Genomic DNA, 18,881 nt, shown 5'->3' on the forward strand with positions numbered 1-18,881 from the left:
TTGTTTGTTCTTCTGTTACAGTTTAGTTTCCTCATAATAACCGAAAAGGTCGTCCATATCGTCGCCTTGGTTATCGACATCCGCATTGTAGGCATGCTGCAGTTCGTCATCTGCAATAAAGCCTAGAATCAGTGCTTCTCCCTTTGGTATTTTTAGTTCATTCTTTCCTTTTGGAAAGGAGTATGTGTGGATATCCAACATCGGCATATACTGTATTCGTAGCGCATTGCGGATCTTGGCTTCTGCTTGTCCATAATCATTGGCCGTCGCATCAATTTCTAATACCGGTTTCGGTGCAAAAACTTTATCCGTATTATTAAAATATCCAACCAAAACCTTTACAGCTTGGTTACTTTCAAATTCCAGCGTCGTCCCATTCAGCTTTTGATCTTCCGAGTTGATCATGACCGCTTTCAATCCTTCCAATTCATTTGCGAGATGTGTCACCACCAGTTCTTGATCTAAATGCAATTTTGCTCCTTTTTTCAAAACGGCGTATTGAACATCCGCCTTGACCGCAACTTCCTTTTCGTTAAGGAACATACGTTCTTGTTTAGGTTGACCTGCCGCAGACGCTATAGAATCTATTGCCTGCTGAAAGTTGTGCAGTTCGGTTTCAAAAACCGGCAACATCTCCGTCCAATGTTTAAAAGTAGCATCGACTCCGCGCATTGGGATTTTACGTTGCTTCGTTTGCATGCTATTAGCGTATAAATAGCTATCCTTGGTCAATGCAGTCAATTTTTTGTAGGCGTCTACACTTTTCTCAAAATCGGGCAGTGCTTTCCGAAGGGATTCTACATCTTCCGTATACTTGTATTGCAATAGCTGAATCGCGGCTTTTACTTTGAAACTGTAGTGTTCGGCAAGGGCTTGGTGGATATAAACATCATTGATCAAACGCTGAAACTCCTCCTGATTTTTAGGTGCGGATTGCTGTATACCTTGTATTGCCTGTACAGCCTTGTTGGCATGGACAACAATCTCATCAGCCACACGCATGGGCGTTTCGCCAACATGCTGATCACCTTTAAACTGTTTTTCGGCATAGTCGATAATCATCTCCCCTTCGGGCGCTTCCGATTCGTACAGCAAGGTGAAAAGTCCGTAACGATAGGGGTTAATCAGTTGTGTCATCAGCATACCCAACGAGGAAGTCTGTCGGTTACCGTCCGTAATGCCAAAGCGCCGAAGAATTTTGGGTGATATTTCGCCGACTTCGTCCAGTGCTATAAGAAGATTTGTTGCATCTTTCTCCGAGAGTCCGTAATAGTTACTTAGCAGCGATGACCAGTAGATCTTTTCTTCGTTTTCGGGACGAGCAGCTTTCCATGCATAACGTGCCCAAGCTTTATACCACATCCAGTCCCTTTCCACCTGCAATAAGCGTTCGTCTGTCTTATCAGCAGTATAGGGCCAGTCCCAATAAGATGCTTGTGGGTATAGGTGAAGACCATTAGAAAAATGGATATCGTGCATCGACTTCACCGATTTTTGTATAAAATCGGGTGCGGCGTAACGAAACGGCTCGAGATTCGCCAGAATATGTACGTTCTGTATATGCACGGTACCGATACTTCCTAGGGTCTGATGTAATTCTGCCCATTTTCCACGCGTTTCGTACGTGGTCAGTGCCTCTCCGTTAAATTTAGCCGCCGTATACAAGTTCTTATAGATCGGTAATGCAGCTTTCATCACCGCTGGCGCATCCGTATCATGCGCACGCAAAATAATAGGGGGTTCTAGCTCGCTATGGATGGCACGCAGACCATCTTTTACGCCCGGAATAATCGTTTTTGTAAACCAATCAATATCATCTTGCCCAACACCTTCCATGGCTTCTCCTAAAGTAACCAGCAGTCCAACATTGGGATATTTCTCTACAAATGCTGCAATGGATTTACGGGTATAATCCGAAATTAATGGTGTTATAATGCGGTTTCTTTCTTGTGTTTTCAGACCGTGTTTATGGGCAAAGGGCTCAGGCAACAAAATATTGTAGAACATCTGAATAACCCAGATTCCACGTTTGTTCGCTTCTTCTGTCAGAAAACGATAGATTTCTTCATTCTTTGCAAATGTTTTCTCGTCGACTTCTAGCGCATAAGGATAATCCTTTAATTTCACCAGAGAGGAAAAGGGATGTCCGTTCCATAGATACAAACTATTGTATCTGTTTTCGAGCATCATGTCTAAATATTGTATCCAAAGTTCTTTATCATAGAACCAGGGAAACAAGTCTTCCGTATAAGGGTATTCGTATACATCACGGCCTGGTAGATATTCCGTTTTCTGCAAACCGATAGCCGTACCACGGAGCACCATCTCCGGTGCGTCCGTATAGGAAACAGGTTTATTTTCGTAAAATGCGTTTTTTAGGACTTCCTCGCATCCATATAGCAGACCTGTTTCATCTTTCCCTACGATAATCAACGGAGATACAGCGTCTTTTCTGTAAACAACAAACGATTCGTTGGCTTTCAGGCTTTGCAATAACGTCGCCGGCACAAACTTTTCCCAGTGTCCTGATGTCCCAAGCAGTCCGAGTATAACATCATCTTTTTGTAGGGAAGCCTCTGCAAAATGAAATACGGCAGATGGCTGACCTATAGCAGCCACCATTTTATCTACCGCATATTGCAAGCGCTGTTCATTGGTTACCGCCTCTCGGGCATAGAGGACACGGAGAGGCCTAGCAATTACATCGGTCCACCCCGCCAGTCCGCATAAGCAAAGCACTAAAATATACTTAAAAAAAATCTTCATCGTCTTATTCTCTATTGTGTTTAATTCCATCATTTTATAGACGGGAATAATCTAAACACAAACGCCCGTCTATATGGGTTATCCAAAACAACAATTAAAAATGGTATTTTTCCTCTGTATAATTATCTTATTATTACACAATATTATCATCACAACCTTTTATAACACGTAAGTTACATAGAAAAGAAGCAAAAATACTACAGTAAACACATTAAAATTAACCGCTTCCTGACGTATATTTTTTTATTTTTTTGCAAATCCCTTATTTATTTTCCAACTTTAACTTTTCCATCTAAGGATGGTAATATATTTTTAGTTATTTCAAAACTTATGTTTAAAAAACTCTTGTTTTTCGCTTTTATCGTATCGTCAACTACTCTTTTCGGACAAAATAAACGGATGTTGCCGTATGCCATTCAAGAAGGAACGTTGAATGAACAATTCAATAATCTTATTAACCTGTCCAGATCGCAGGATGTAGATTTTAAACTTATTCGAAAAACAAATCTGGAAATCATACGGAAAAATGTATTGGATTCCATCTCACTTTACCAAAAAGAAATCACCACACTCAAGACAAATTCTTCTTCGTCGACAGGCACCATCAACACGTTGCGGGATTCGGTAACCACATTGGATGCCGCATTACAAGCGGAGCAACATAAAACGAATAGCATTTCTTTTCTCGGCATCGATTTTTCAAAAGGGTCGTACCATACGGTGGTGTGGAGCATTATAATCGTTTTCATATTGGCATTCTTGGTAACACTAGCTTCTTTTAGAAAAGCAAAAGTGGATACAGACGAGCACAAGAAAACGGCAGAACAACTACAGGAAGAACTACAAACATTACGCAAGAAATCGTTGGAAAAAGAACAGCAACTAAAACGACAATTGCTCGACGAACAGATGAAGCGGAACTCATAATACCGCTTCTCCGCAACTATTTTTCAATGAGCTCGCTGTTGTAGGCCTGCTTCTTAAAATGAGGTATAAAAAATATACCTCATTTTTTATACCTTTTTATCCTCTTCAATCAAATACTTTATCTTTTAATAACACCCTGTTAACATAACGCTAACACAACACCCCTAATATTGCATCTGATTTCTAAAACAATCATTTTGCAATCATGTTATTACGATCAAGTCCACCAAACACACTACAAAACTTTCGTTTAGCTACGGTTAACAACCATTTATTTACGTTTTTCTTGTTTGAATAGCTTTTTATGTTTAACATTGTATGCGTAACCCTAGTTTTATAAACTTTATCAGAAACAATAAAAAACACATCTATTGATGAAAACTTTACCCTATCCAAAAGAAAGACGCGGCTATCTAGCTTCTACAAGAAGTTCTATGCTAAAGCTATCCGCGATCTTGTTATTCGCCCCGATTGGATCGGCGGGCGCAAATAATATCGAGCGAACATACATTAGTCAACAAAGCCAAGAACAAGTGTCGGTTCAGGGAACAGTTCGCGATCGAGAAACGGGTTCGCCACTATCTGGTGTGACCATCTCCAGCCAGGGAAGATCGTTAGGCGCGACGAACGAGTCGGGTGCTTTCTCTATCCAAGTAAACCGAGGAGTGAATGTTACTTTTGCGTTAATCGGGTATAATTCCCACACTGAACAGATCAATAATGGGGGGACACGAACAATACAGTTAACTACCAGCTCACGCGAAGTAGAAGAAGTGGTGGTAACGGCACTCGGTATTGAACGGGAGGCCAAAGGTTTGGGGTATGCAATATCGTCTATCAAAGGAGATGAACTGACAAATGCGGTCAGTAACAATTGGAGTGACGGATTGAAAGGAAAAGTAGCTGGATTAAATCTAACACAGGCTAGTTCCGGACCGATCAATTCCACACGTATTAATTTGAGAGGCGATCGCTCACTGTCGGGGAATAACGAGGCAATGATCGTCATCGACGGTATCCCAATGGTTAACGGACAATTGAGTTCAGGCGTTAGCGATGCCTATGGTGTAGGGGGTGCCGATGTTCCAATCGATTTCGGCAACGGCCTAAGTGATATAAACCCCGATGATATCGAGTCCGTCTCGGTCCTAAAGGGAGCTGCTGCGACGGCGCTATATGGAAGTCGGGCTGCCAATGGAGCATTGATCATAACGACGAAATCAGGTAAAACAAAAAAAGGACTAGGTATTAGCGTCAATTCAAACACAAGTTTTAATGATGTTTTGCGTTGGCCTGAATTTCAATACGAATATGGACAGGGCACAAACCAGCGAAATGCCGATGGCGAATTATTCTACTCTTTCCAACCATCGGAAGACGGTCCTAACACCGGGAGTACTTCCAGTGCTTTCGGACCGAAATTCGCAGGTCAATCATACTACCAATACGACCCTGCAACAGGTGAACAATCCGCCACTCGATTACCGTGGATACCGTACAAAGATAATATCAAAGGATTTTGGAGAACAGGGTTCACTGCGATGAACAGTGTCGCCATAGAAGCGGGAACAGACAAATATACCGGAAGATTTTCTTTAGGACACACAAAAAATGAATGGATTATGCCGAATACAGGGTTCGAGCGTATCGTTGTATCGGCCAACAATCGGTTTGAAGTAACGGAAAAGTTATCGGTATCATCTCGAATATCTTATACGAATAAGTTCAGCGACAATCTACCCGCAACAGGCTATAACAATCAGTCGATTTCCTATTTCATGATCTTCCAAAACCCAAATATCGACCTCGACGTATATAGACCCAGATGGCAGCCTGGGCAGGAATATATCCAGCAGATACATCCCTTTAGCTCTTTTATCGATAACCCTTTCATTATTGCCAATGAGATGACCAATGGTTTAAAAAACCATAATATTGAAGGGAATGTGCAATTGAATTATCAATTCAATGACAAATGGGATGCCATGATCCGCTCGGGACTAAACTACCGACAAGACTTCCGGGATAATAAACGCCCGTGGAGTACTGCGCAATATACACAAGGCATGTATAAAGAACAAGATGCGATGTGGATGGAACACAACACAGACTTCTTGGTCAATTATAACGAACAGTTGAGTGACAGGATTAAAATGACACTTGGTGCGGGGGGAAATATACGGAAAGAAGAAGGTCGGTCAAAAAGCGTTACTGCAGACGGGTTAATGTTGCCTAACATATTCAAGCTCTCCAATGCATTAAACAATTTATATGTGGAACACAACAAATTGGAAAAGCAAGTGAACGGTTTATATGGATTAGCAAACTTCTCTTTCGACGACAAGATATTTGTTGACCTCACCGCCAGAAACGACTGGACGTCCACCCTTCCCAAAGGCAACAATTCCTATTTTTATCCCTCTATTAGCTCTAGCTTTATTTTGTCCGATATTTTCACTTTGCCCAAAGCGGTTTCTTTCGCAAAACTCCGATTGTCATATGCGCAAGTCGGAAATGACACCGATCCATACCAACTTTACAAAGTATATACGCAAAGTGTATTCCCCGGATCGGTTACACCTCCGGGTACGAGAAATAACGCGGAACTAAAACCAGAAACTTCCAACTCTTTTGAATCGGGAATTAACTTTTCTTTGTTCAATAACCGGTTGACGACAGACGTCAATTATTATTATAACACAACAAACAATCAAGTGTTACGCGTTCCGGTTGATATCACGACCGGCTATAGCTTTGCTTTTATAAACGGAGGAAAGGTCAGAAACGATGGAGTTGAAATTATGTTGACCGGCCATCCCGTGCGCGGTGATTTCAGCTGGACGCCTACTATCACCTGGGCAAAGAACAACAACAAGATATTGGAACTAAGTGATGAAATCGAAGGTCAACAGCAGATTATTATGACTAGCGGAACTGCATCAATAGTGGCAGTCGAAGGAGGCACAACCGGCGACATCTGGGGAGCTGGCCTAGTCAAAAATGAGGACGGCCAAGTCATTTATGATGCTAATACAGGGCATTCGTTAAGATCCCCAATAAAATATATCGGGAACGCCTATCCAGCTTGGCGCGGCGGATTCCATAATGAGTTTCGCTACAAAAACTACATGCTTAGTGCTTTAGTTGACGGTCAATATGGCGGTATCATATACTCGCAAACACACCATAAAATGACGGAACAGGGCAAGTTGCAACATACCTTAAAAGGGCGTGACGAAGGCTTTATCATTGGTGACGGCGTTATCCAAAATGCGGATGGCAGTTATTCACCAAATACCAAGGAAGTGCCCGTACAATCCTATTATGCTGATTATTACCGTAGGGCAAATATTGAGACAAACAGCTTGGATGCTTCTTATCTGAAACTACGTGAGGTTCGTCTACAGTATACTTTCCCGCGTGAGGTTACCGAGCGCATGCGTTTATCCGGTTTATCTGTCGCACTTTACGGTCGGGATCTTTTGCTGATATCGAAGTTTCCTATATTTGACCCGGAGACAGCGGCTCTTAACGGATCTACCATTATGCCTGGTGTGGAAATGGGACAGCTTCCCACCCCCCGTACCTTTGGTTTTAATCTAAATTTGACGCTATAATTATGCACCATAGCATTTAAACGTATACATCATGAAAAATACTATCCATACTTATATTCTTCCGGCTATCCTAAGCGCGACCCTGATAACAACGTCCTGTAGCCATTTCGAAGAAATGAATATAGACCCCAACAATATAGACGTTGTTGTCCCCAACAGCTTAATGAACCCATTGTTGTACGACATGGGTACCTTTAGCAGCAATCGGAACTACGACTTCACTTGGCAGCTTATGCAGGTTGGCTTCCCCTATCCAGCAACCGCAACAGGTGTTCACCGCTACGACATTACACCGACAGCAGGAAACGGCACATGGAACAAAGGCTACACCTGGCTCCGCAGCATCAGCGAAATGGAGGAGGCTGCTATTAACAAAGAACAACCCATCTACCTAGCTGTTGCCAAAACACTAAAAGCCTACAGCGCAGGTATGCTAACGGATGCTTTCGGAGATATGCCATTCGGCGAAGCGATCAAATTAGACGAAGGAATTTCTACGCCTAAGTTTGATGAACAGCAAGAGATATACCGGGTACTGATCGAAGGCCTGGAAGAAGCAAACAGCATTTACGCTTCCACGGATAGCGAAATGTCAGGTGGCGACATTTTGTTTGGTAACAGCGGAGCCAATAATGAGAATATTAGCCCTAAAGAAAAATGGAGAAAGTTCAACAATTCCTTATTGATGCGTCTGCTTTTACGTACAAGCAAAAGAACAGAAATCGATAGTTACAACCGATTAAAGGAAATTATGGACGCTCCAGACAGGTATCCTGTATTCAACAGCAACGCAGAAGCTGCGATATTGAAAATCAGCGGCTTGAGCCCTTTTAATTATGCTTGGAACAGACGTCAAGATTATACGCTAACCATAACAAAGGCGGAGTTCTTTGTAGATATGTTGAACGATTATGAAGACCCCAGAAGACCCTTCTTTATGAGTGAAGCCAATTCTATTCCTCCCGGAACAAATCTTGGGTACAAAGGAATCCCGGCCGCTCATGATCCTGCGGCTACATTCAATTTTACGCCCAGTATTCCCAATCCAGATCTCATGATTCCTCAAAACTTGGGAACCGTCATCCATGAAATTATTATGCCTTATGCTGAAGTAGAGTTTATAAAAAGTGAAGTGTATCTTCACTTCGGGGATTTGGAGAATGCGGAGGAAGCGTATAAAAAAGGCACCATAGCCGGCATTACCCAATGGGTAGGCATATCGTCTCCGGGTGAAACCTATTTCGATAATCCGCTCACGGCATTTAATGGCACTTTAGAACGCATTATGAACCAGAAATATCTTGCGCTGTATATGTGTGATTATCAGCAATGGTTTGAATATCGGAGGACAGGATTTCCAGTACTTCCAAAAACGGAGCACATGCTGCATGGGGGTGAAATGCCTAAACGGTTTATGTACCACGACAGGCTATCGATAACTAATCCCGAAAACTACAAAATCGCGTCTGATAAGCTAGAGCACGGAGATTCTCCGCTTTCAAGAGTTTGGTGGGAAAAATAAAATAGCTATAGGATAAGAAAAAAAGAGGAGCGGGGCACTGTTACCCCCTCCTCTTTTTTACATACCACAACTTTCGTTTTGATTCGATTTTTTACCATTTATTTACGTTTTGTTTGCGCGTATAAATTTTTATATTTAATATTGTAGGGGCAACCAATACGATTTAAAACTACATATTGAAACACAACAAACAAACTACTATAGGGGAACACCCAAAATAAACTATAAAGGAGAAAATAGGCAGATTAATAACAAAGCACAAAAACTTTCACAAAGCTTCGTTTAAAAAAATTAGACAAACAACTAAACACGAACTAACATAATCTAAGTCTAGATAAATTATTAAAACAACAATATGATGAGAACTTTACTCTATCAAAGAGCCAACCGTCGTCATATAATTTCAAAGAGAAGTTATATGTTGCAGTTGTCTGCGTTCTTATTATTTGCTCCCCTAGCATCGACAGGAGCGAATAACATTGAACCAACACACATCAGTTATGAGCACCAAGAACAAGTGACCCTACAAGGAAGGGTATTCGATGCCGACAGTGGCGATCCTATTCCTGCTGTAACCATAACAAGCCAGGGAAGAACGTTAGGAACAACCGATGCTTCTGGAAATTTCTCCATCAGAGTGACGCGGGACAACGAAGTAACATTTTCCATTATCGGATACACTGCCTATACCCAACGGATCACGATTGGCGGCGAGATTAAAGTTCATCTGACTACCAGTACACAAGAGGTAGAAGAAGTTGTAGTAACAGCATTGGGGATTAAAAGAGAACAAAAAGCATTGGGTTATTCAACAACCACCGTATCGGGTGAAGCGTTAACAGAAGCTATATCCAACAACTGGTCAGACGCCTTGGTTGGTAAAGTGGCAGGTCTTAATATTACAAAGTCAAATGGAGGACCACTTGGATCTAATGAGATTATTCTTCGGGGGGAGACCTCTCTGTCAGGTGATAACGGAGCCCTTATCGTGATTGATGGCATCGTGATGGAAGCGGGCAGAACAATGACTTCCAGTGGGAGTGGAAACTACATTAGTTCCGACGCACCGGTAGATTTCGGATCCTCCTTATCCGATCTAAACCCAGACGATATAGAATCGGTTTCTGTACTTAAAGGACCCGCTGCTGCTGCGTTGTATGGTTACCGTGGGGCTAACGGCGCTTTGATTATCACGACCAAAACTGGACGTAAAGGTGGTGGTTTCGGAGTCTCCATCAATTCCAATACCGCTATGGGAACCATCAATCGATGGCCAGATTATCAATATGAATACGGACAAGGTAATGACGGACAGGATTTATATTATTCATATGGACAAACCGAAGACGGTGCCAGCACACTTAGTACTTCTTCCGCTTGGGGGCCAAAATTTAATGGACAAATGTATTATCAATATAATCCCGACTATTATAGGTTAGTTCCACCCGAACGTACCTTGTGGAGAGCTTACGAGAATAACCGAAAGTATTTTTTCAAACCGGAAGTAACTTCTACAAACAACATTAGTCTTTCCGGTTCTACAGATAAAACAGATGCTCGTTTCTCTTATACCAACGTATATAACACTTGGATAATTCCAAACATGGGCTACCGGAGAAATTCCGTGTCGGCGAACTTGAGCAACAAGCTGACGGATAAACTCACATTGGCTACCAAGATTAACTATAATCACCGGGGATCAGATAACTTACCAAATACTGGCTACAACAACCAGACTTATATGTATTTCATCCGAGGATTGACACCCAATATGAATCCGAAATACTTCGACGACAACTGGCGGCCCAATAGATATGGTATCGAGCAGACAACACCTTATTCCAACCTGTTGGACAATCCAAAAACCATGTCGTATGATATGCTCAACTCACAAGATAAGAATCACGTTATCGGTAATTTTCAGGCAGATTATAAATTTAACGACGAGCTAAACTTGATGGTCAGGGCTGGGCTGGATTTTTCGTATGACCAACGCTCGCAGGCTCGACCTTTTGACACGTATAACTTTTCACAAGGTTATTATCGGGAGCAGGGGGTTTACAGTCAGGAAAGCAATGCTGACTTCTTGTTGACCTATAACAATGTCAGACACAGCGACTTTAAATTCGGGGGAAGCGTCGGTGGTGCACTGATGATGAATACTTACGACAGAGAAGATGCTTGGACAAATCAACTTAACACACCAAACGAATACAGTTTCGCAAACTCAGCTATCGCCTTACTATACGATCCCTATTATCAGCAGTATGCTGTAAACAGTATCTACGCATTAGGTACTTTTAGTTACAAAGACACTTATTTTATTGATGCGACATCACGTTTAGACTGGGCTAGTACATTGGCTTCGCCAAAGAAAAAAACGTTACTCCCGTTTTTCTACCCTTCGATTAATGCAAGCGTGCTGTTATCAGAGGCGTTCGAATTGCCGGAAGAAATCAGTTTTTGGAAATTGCGTTTGAGTGCTGCGAGTGTAGGCAGGGCCGGTAAACGACCCTATTTGAACCGTTATACGTACAGCAGACAGACAGCTTTCCCTGGCGGAGCAGCAAATCCTACACGGATTCCAGATGAAGATCTAACATTTGAGAGAAAAATATCTTATGAACTCGGAACGGATTTCCGGATGCTCAGAAATCGGGTAAGGTTTGATGTAACAGTGTACAAAGCCATTGATATAGATCAGATCCTAGAAACACCTATTGACCCGTCCAGCGGGTACCGAACCCAAATTATTAATGCGGGCAAAGTAAGCAGCCGCGGTCTAGAAATCGAAACAGAAGCAGAAATACTAAAAAATAGTGATGGGTTAGGCTGGTCTTTATATGGAAATTATACGGCTTACGATACGAAAGTAGAAGAGATTCCAATTCAAGATGATGCCACATCGTTAGTTTTATCCACTATCTTCGGAAGCCGAGGAACAGTGGAAGCCCGAATTGGCGGACGCTTCGGTGACCTTTACGGACTAGGCTATCTCCGTAACACGGATGGTGCCATTATTTATAGTGGTGGTGTGCCTCAATATACAGAAGATCTGATCTACATCGGCAATCCCAACCCGACACAGAAGTTTGGTATCGGCAGTAGATTCAGCTATAAAAATTTCCGCCTGAACGTACTATTTGACGGCCAGTTTGGCGGAAAAGCATATTCATTAACCCATGCTGTACTGATGGAAGAGGGAAAATTGAAAAAAACTATCCCTGGCCGCTATAACGGCATTATTGGAAACGGTGTAGTACAAAATGCAGATGGAACTTTCAGCCCAAATACCGAAATAGCACAAGCGTCAACGTATTATCGGGCACATTTTAACCGGGATAATATCGAAGCCAATACATTCTCGACCGATTTCATCAAGCTTCGGGAATTACGCTTGGATTATACCTTGCCCAAATCGTTCTTGAGTCGTTTCAAAACTGAGCGGGCAACTATTGGTTTATACGGACGCGATCTTTTCGTATTCAGTAATTGGCCAGCTTTCGATCCGGAATTTGGCTCGCTGAACGCCAGCGGTATAGAAAAAGGAGCAGAAATTGCCCAGTTCCCGTCGACAAGAACTTTTGGTATTAATGTATCACTTGGATTTTAAGACATTATGAAAACAAGATTAAAATCAATTATATTAATGGCAACCTTAGCACTCGGAGGACTAAGTAGCTGTCAGGATTTCGTAGAAATTAACACCAATCCCAACGAGTCCGCAACAGCGGCTCCGCAAAGTTTATTAGGGCCTGCCGTGTATAAAGTAATCACGGCCAATATCAACCGAAATCTACGGATAAACAACGAGTTCACACAGGTTACCGTTACCACCAATGACAACCTGGAGTTCCACCGTTATCTTGTCCGTCCGTCGGAAAGCGAATACATGTGGCGAAGCTGGTATGTAGAACTGACCAACATTAAAGATATATATAAAAGTGCTGGTGAGCAGCAGCAGGCCGGTTACCAAATATATCAAGGTATCTCCCTGGTATTGGAAGCCTGGGTTTATTCCTTGCTGACCGATATGTTTGGCGATATTCCATATTACGAGAGCAACAAAGGCTATACAGACGGGAATACAAGCCCGGCTTTTGAAAGACAACAGGAAATATATAAGAATTTGTTTTTGAAATTAGAACAAGCTAACCAGCTATTGAATACTACCAATGATATCGCGGGTGATAAGGCTGCATTAGATCCTATTTTCAACACTGATCCCGAAAAATGGCGAAAATTCGGAAATTCCTTATATCTGAGACTGCTCCTTAGAGTCGCGCATAAACCAGAATTGAATGCTATAACAAAAATCAAGGAAATAGTGGACATCAAACCGTCAGAATATCCAATTATGGAGAGCAATGATGATTCAGCTGTTCTGCGTTTCACGAATCAGCAACCCTACTTCAATCCTTATTTCAACGCCCGAGAGATTGATTTTAACGGCAATAAAGGTTATTCTGATTTCTTTATTAACAATTTAGTCGCAATGGGGGATCCGCGCCTTAAAATATGGGCAACAGAAGCTACATTAGGAGTTTACTCCGGTATGCAATCAGGCTATCAAGAAGGGTCTGTACCCGAGCGCGGCTCTACACTGCACAAAAATCTGATGACCGACCCACGCTTGGGGAACATCATGAACTATGCGGAACTACAATTCATTTTGGCAGAATGTGCATTGCGCAATTATGTGAATCAAGATGCCGAAGTCGCATATAACGATGGTATCAATGCTTCCATGGTCTTTTGGGATCAAACTATTGGTGACGAATACTTTGACAACCCTTTAGTTAGCTTCTCATCGACTGATAGCAATAACGATAAGTTAGGTAAAGTACATTTGCAAAAATATTTTGCAATGCTATTTACTGATTTCCAGCAGTGGTATGAGTACCGTCGGACGGGGTTATTGGATTTTAGCGATTATATCGGTGGCGGTGTGCAAAATGATGGTAAAATGCCCGTCCGGCTAAACTACCCGTTAATTACACAATCCTTAAATACGGCAAACTATAAAGCGGCCGTGGAGCGTCTGGGGGGTGATAATCTAAATGGATTAATGTGGTGGCAACCCAACCTGTTTTAAACCAAAAAACGATTCAGATGAAAAAGAAAATATTAAACGCATTATCATATATAGCTATATCGTCTTCCTTACTAGCAATAGGCTGCATCAAGGAAGACACAAATTACGCCATCGGGGAAAATAATCCGGAAACCTCGCTGTATGTAGTCAGAAATATCTTTCAAGGAAGCGATGTCACCCTAAACGCCGATTTGTTGACAAATGCGATGTACACAAAAGGTGTCGTGGTATCAGATTACACCGGAAAGAATCTTCCGGCAAACCATATTGCTGTTCAAAACGTATGGCGAAACCAACAAAGGGGTATATTGATTGAAGTGGATGATGTTGCAAAGTATAACTTCGGAGATTCCATAAGGATTAACCTTAACGGAGCAAAATTGTCTACCCAAACCGGCTCCTTGACACTAAAAGGTATAAAACAGAGTGATATTACTATTATCAATACTGGCAATACAGTGGTTTCAAGACCTGTAGCCATTTCAGTCCTACAAAATAAGTTCGGCGATTACGAGTCGACTTTTATTGATATTACCGCAGACTTGGAAGTAGAACCTGCTCCAGGAACACCAATTAGAGGAACAAAGACACTGATGGATCAGGATTCTTTAAAAATTGATCTTTATACATCTGATCAAGCAAGCTTTGCTGATGAAGTTGTTGCACCAAGTGCAACATTCAGAGGGATAGCCTATTCGGATGGCGAAAAAAGACAGCTACGATTGCAAAACTATGCAGGGATGGCTTATCCAAGTGGTAAAATCTATCCTGGATGGCCGGAAACATTTGAAACGAACAACAATAAAGACGGCTATGCAAACGCCAATAGATTGTTGAAGACCGGAACTTGGTATTTTCAGCAATCACTGCTGGGTGTAACCGCCGGCCGTGACCGTATTGTATCTGGCGATACAGCAGTCCGCTTCCAGCAAGGGTTGAGCACAGATGCACTTTTACAAATGAATTTCGACGTACCCGACGGTGCTTCCAAGGTGACCTTGTGGTATGGCTCTTACTATACCGACAACTCCTGTACATTCACTTTGGAATCTTCAACAGACGGCGGGATTAATTGGCAGCAAATCGGAGACCCCATCACAGATGCCCACAGGACATCAGAAAGTTTAAACAGTAAACAAGCGGTATTCCTAATGGATATTGAAGGCCCTGTACGATTTAGAATCAATAAAAAAGGTATTGGAGCGAATACGAATTCAAATCCGAACGGTCGATTGGGAATGGATGATATCTCCATTTTCAAAGGCTACTAACAAACTTACAATTAAAGCGAAAGTATGATGAAGAAATATAATTTTTTGGTATTGATTATCCTTGGCTTATTGGCCACGGGTTTGATTAGCGCTTGTAAAAGCGATTTAGCCGTAGGGGTGGAGGATAAGATTGCGACCAGCATTCCCATTACCCATATTAATATACCTTATGTATACAATATTAAAATTGGCGTGACAGAGATTGATATTGAAGGGACAGGTTTTCTTGCCGACGATATCATATCATTTGTTCCGAGAAGCGGCCAGGGTGAAACTGTAGATCTGCCTATAGGTTCGCTCACGGACAATGGTGTCATCGTGGCTATATCAGACAATGTAAAAGATGGGGCTTATGATATTCGCGTGAAGCGAGGCGAGTTAAGCCAACTGATCGGAAAAACTTACGTTAATTTCGTTTTCAATACTGATATTCCGGACAAAGACGGTATGACTGTAAAAGGAACGGTATTTGTAGGTGACAAAGGCGTCGCCGATGTGGTGGTCTCTGACGGCGAAGTCGTAACTAAAACAGACGCAAACGGTGTTTATTATTTACCTTCAGCAAAGAAGAACGGCTATGTATTTGTTTCGGTTCCATCTAATTACGAAGTCATCACAACCAATACAGTACCACAGTTCTTTAAGCCTTTAACCGGTATCACATCGGATGCTGAAATCCGGGATTTTGAACTATTCCCTGTAAACAACGATAACCATGTCGTTGCATTTTTGGCTGATATACATCTAGCCAACCGAAACGATGATATTGCACAATTCCAAAGCAACTTCTTAGCCGACATAAACAAAACATACGACTACTACAAGGATCAGAATAAGAAGTTCTATGGACTTACTTTGGGCGATCAATCCTGGGACCAATACTGGTACGCTAACAATTTCAAACTAGCGGAGTATTTGCAAACGATAAAGGATCTGGAATTTCCAATCTACAATGTTATAGGAAACCATGATTACGATCCTTATGTTGCCCTCAACGACTGGCTAGCGGCATCCCCCTACAGAAACCTCATGGGGCCAACTTATTACTCGATGAATATTGGTCAAGTACATTACATAATTCTTGACAACATGGACTACAAAAATACAGGTGGTTCAAATGGTATAATTGGCGATAGGGAATATACCAATGTCATCGCTCAAGAGCAATTAGATTGGCTACAAAAAGATTTAGCCTATATCACGGATAAATCTACACCAATCGTAGTAGCCATGCATGTTCCCCTTCACTCCAATCCGGATGCGAACGGCAACTCCAATATTTCTTTGCAAAACGGGGCCACACTCGTTGGTATGTTGTCAGCTTTCAATAATGTAAAAGTACTTACCGGGCACACTCATATAAATTATCGCGTAAAACAATCTGGATCGAATATTACCGAATATAATATAGGAGCAGTAAGTGCGACATGGTGGTGGACAGGAAGGAGCGGTTATGCCGGTAATCATATCTGTAAAGACGGCAGCGTGGGAGGATATGCTGTACAGGAAGTCGAAGGGAGAAACCAAAAACTATATTATAAGGGTATTGGATATGAAAAAGATTATCAATTTAGGTCGTATGATTTAAATACCGTACATATTACAGCAGCTGCACATACACCTAATGCAAATGCCACATTTAAAGAAAAAGTTCCTGGAATAGCTGGAGAATATGCGACCAAAAGAGATGACAACCAAGTGTTAATTAATGTTTGGAGCTATCAAGATAATTGGAAGGTTAAGGTAACGGAAAACGGGAATCCTTTGTCTTATACACGCGTTCGTAAGAAGGATCCAATGCATATTATTTCCTATGATTTGCAGCGTGTAAATGTCAATGCCGATCCAACGTCATCATTTGCAACCACCAATACTGCTCATTTGTTTTTAGTACAAGCTTCGAGCGCAACATCTACTTTAGAGATAACCGTAGAAGATGAGTTTGGCAACATCTATTCCGAAACAATGGAAAGACCCAAAGCTTTTAATTATACCATGCGTTAGGGAAATAAGTATTGTAATGTCTCTCGTGTGTATGGTGGAGAAAGATAGCATAGGTATAAAATGAACCAAAAATGAACAGAAGAAGTTTTATAAAATCATCCGGACTACTTATTGGCGGACTCTACGTTTCGAGCAAAGCTTTTGCTGTTATACAGCCACAAGATCAGGGTAAGTTAATCAAAGGACGGATCACAGCACATCGAAGAAATATTGCCAACGCGGTGGTGTCCGACGGCTATAATGTGGCCGTGAGCGACAAAAGAGGAAGATATTCTCTACAAGTACACAACAGTGCGAAACATATTTTCCTATCGAATCCATCGGGCTATAGTTTGAAAAATGCGAATGGTTTCGCGGCTATTTACCGTTTACCCGACAGTGGCGACTATAATTTTGAGCTGGAAAAGACAGCATATAATGATAATCACCACTATTTCCTCGCCCTAGGTGATCCGCAGATACGGGATAAAGAAGATGCCCGCCAATTTAGGGAGGAATCGCTTCCGGACATAGCACAATTTCTCGCATCCATGTCCAAGGAAAAATTTCACGGCATCAGTTTGGGAGACTCCATTTGGGACACACCAAAGTTGTGGCAAGATTACAAAGAAACAATAGGCAAGGTAGGCATCCCCTTCTTTCAGACAATCGGAAACCACGACAAACAGGAAGTGACCGCTAATGAATCCGATGATGCAGCACTATTTAAAGCGCATTTTGGCCCCTCCTATTATTCGTTTAACCGAGGGAAAGTACATTACGTGGTATTAGACACCATTCGTTACACCCGCATCAAGCAATACGACGGCCATATCAGTGCCGAACAACTTTCCTGGTTGGAAAAAGATCTGCAGCACGTCCCTAAAGACCACGTACTGATCATTAGCGTGCACATCCCCATTTATAATAGCATCAAAAATCGGGATGAACTGTATGCCCTTCTCGAAGGCTTTCAGCAGATTCATGTGCTTTCCGGCCATACTCATCGGAACGCCAACAATGTTAACGGACATATCTATGAACACACCCATGCGACACTGTGCGGTGCCTGGTGGGCAGGACCGATTTGTACCGACGGCACACCTCGTGGATACGGAGTCTTTGAGGTGAACGGCACCTCCGTAAACTGGTTTTATAAATCCGTCGGTAAAGATTCCAACTACCAGTTCCGTAGCAGCGTCCAAAAGCTCAGTGGTGGGATGAACCGCGTGATGGTGAACGTATGGAATTACGACCCCGCATGGAAAGTCACTTGGCTCGCCGATGGAGTTCCCAAAGGTGAACTGGAACAAACCAAGGGTTTCGATGAACTTGCTGTTACGTTATATAAGGGAAAAGAGCTACCCAAAGAACGAAGGGGTTGGATAGAACCGGGACGGACAGATCATCTATTTTACACCCAAACCGATGCAAAAACAGTGAAAATTATCGTCACCGACCGTTTTGGTAATGAATATACGGAGGATATTCAACTCGCTTAACCGCTCAATACAATTGAACTATACAAAATTGCAACATCCCTCTTTTCCTTTAAAGGTCGCATCCAAACTATTCTCGATGCGGGATAGGTGCGGGGCAGGGGGACGCATCAAATTTTTGAGGTTGCAGGAATTCATCCTTAGTACTATCCCTCCCCTCAAAGATTTGCAGCGACGAGCTTTTTGTTTCTTTTTTGCGGT

At 42.2% G+C, this 18,881-nt stretch carries 9 protein-coding genes; 8 read left to right on the forward strand and 1 reads right to left on the reverse strand.

All coding sequences use genetic code 11. The annotated features are described in order from the left end of the window. Positions 1-15: 15 nt before the first annotated feature. Positions 16-2,766, reverse strand: a complete 2,751-nt coding sequence (locus EWE74_RS12325; protein WP_130141832.1) for an alpha-d-galacturonidase — start codon at positions 2,764-2,766, stop codon at positions 16-18. Positions 2,767-3,096: 330 nt separating this feature from the next. Here EWE74_RS12325 and EWE74_RS12330 point away from each other — a divergent pair, with 330 nt between their 5' ends. The 8 genes from EWE74_RS12330 (at position 3,097) to EWE74_RS12365 (ending at position 18,683) form a co-directional block, all read left to right on the forward strand. Further along, positions 3,097-3,693 carry a hypothetical protein gene (locus tag EWE74_RS12330; RefSeq protein WP_130141833.1) on the forward strand — a complete coding sequence of 199 codons (597 nt, stop codon included), beginning with the start codon at positions 3,097-3,099 and terminating at the stop codon, positions 3,691-3,693. Between the two features lie 374 nt (positions 3,694-4,067). Beyond that, positions 4,068-7,310, forward strand: a complete 3,243-nt coding sequence (locus EWE74_RS12335; RefSeq protein ID WP_239018645.1) for a SusC/RagA family TonB-linked outer membrane protein — start codon at positions 4,068-4,070, stop codon at positions 7,308-7,310. Positions 7,311-7,341: 31 nt separating this feature from the next. Next, positions 7,342-8,832, forward strand: coding sequence for a SusD/RagB family nutrient-binding outer membrane lipoprotein (locus EWE74_RS12340; RefSeq protein WP_130141834.1), 1,491 nt, complete (start codon positions 7,342-7,344; stop codon positions 8,830-8,832). Positions 8,833-9,187: 355 nt separating this feature from the next. Further along, positions 9,188-12,445, forward strand: coding sequence for a SusC/RagA family TonB-linked outer membrane protein (locus tag EWE74_RS12345; protein WP_130141835.1), 3,258 nt, complete (start codon positions 9,188-9,190; stop codon positions 12,443-12,445). Positions 12,446-12,451: 6 nt separating this feature from the next. Next, complete coding sequence (locus tag EWE74_RS12350) at positions 12,452-13,927, forward strand: SusD/RagB family nutrient-binding outer membrane lipoprotein (protein WP_130141836.1); 1,476 nt, start codon at positions 12,452-12,454, stop codon at positions 13,925-13,927. Between the two features lie 17 nt (positions 13,928-13,944). After that, a complete protein-coding gene (locus EWE74_RS12355) occupies positions 13,945-15,198 on the forward strand; it encodes a DUF5689 domain-containing protein (RefSeq protein WP_130141837.1) in 1,254 nt (417 codons plus the stop codon). Between the two features lie 24 nt (positions 15,199-15,222). Then, a complete protein-coding gene (locus EWE74_RS12360) occupies positions 15,223-17,202 on the forward strand; it encodes a calcineurin-like phosphoesterase C-terminal domain-containing protein (protein ID WP_130141838.1) in 1,980 nt (659 codons plus the stop codon). A gap of 71 nt (positions 17,203-17,273) precedes the next feature. Next, positions 17,274-18,683 carry a calcineurin-like phosphoesterase C-terminal domain-containing protein gene (locus EWE74_RS12365; protein ID WP_130141839.1) on the forward strand — a complete coding sequence of 470 codons (1,410 nt, stop codon included), beginning with the start codon at positions 17,274-17,276 and terminating at the stop codon, positions 18,681-18,683. The last annotated feature ends 198 nt before the right edge of the window (positions 18,684-18,881 follow it).

It is taken from the genome of Sphingobacterium corticibacterium, assembly GCF_004208525.1.
GTDB classification, from domain to species: Bacteria; Bacteroidota; Bacteroidia; order Sphingobacteriales; family Sphingobacteriaceae; genus Sphingobacterium; species Sphingobacterium corticibacterium.

Coding starts and splice junctions, on each gene's coding strand:
- EWE74_RS12325 (WP_130141832.1), bottom strand. CDS start 2,766: ATGAAGATTTTTTTTAAGTATATTTTAGTGCTTTGCTTATGCGGACTG.
- EWE74_RS12330 (WP_130141833.1), top strand. CDS start 3,097: ATGTTTAAAAAACTCTTGTTTTTCGCTTTTATCGTATCGTCAACTACT.
- EWE74_RS12335 (WP_239018645.1), top strand. CDS start 4,068: ATGAAAACTTTACCCTATCCAAAAGAAAGACGCGGCTATCTAGCTTCT.
- EWE74_RS12340 (WP_130141834.1), top strand. CDS start 7,342: ATGAAAAATACTATCCATACTTATATTCTTCCGGCTATCCTAAGCGCG.
- EWE74_RS12345 (WP_130141835.1), top strand. CDS start 9,188: ATGATGAGAACTTTACTCTATCAAAGAGCCAACCGTCGTCATATAATT.
- EWE74_RS12350 (WP_130141836.1), top strand. CDS start 12,452: ATGAAAACAAGATTAAAATCAATTATATTAATGGCAACCTTAGCACTC.
- EWE74_RS12355 (WP_130141837.1), top strand. CDS start 13,945: ATGAAAAAGAAAATATTAAACGCATTATCATATATAGCTATATCGTCT.
- EWE74_RS12360 (WP_130141838.1), top strand. CDS start 15,223: ATGATGAAGAAATATAATTTTTTGGTATTGATTATCCTTGGCTTATTG.
- EWE74_RS12365 (WP_130141839.1), top strand. CDS start 17,274: ATGAACAGAAGAAGTTTTATAAAATCATCCGGACTACTTATTGGCGGA.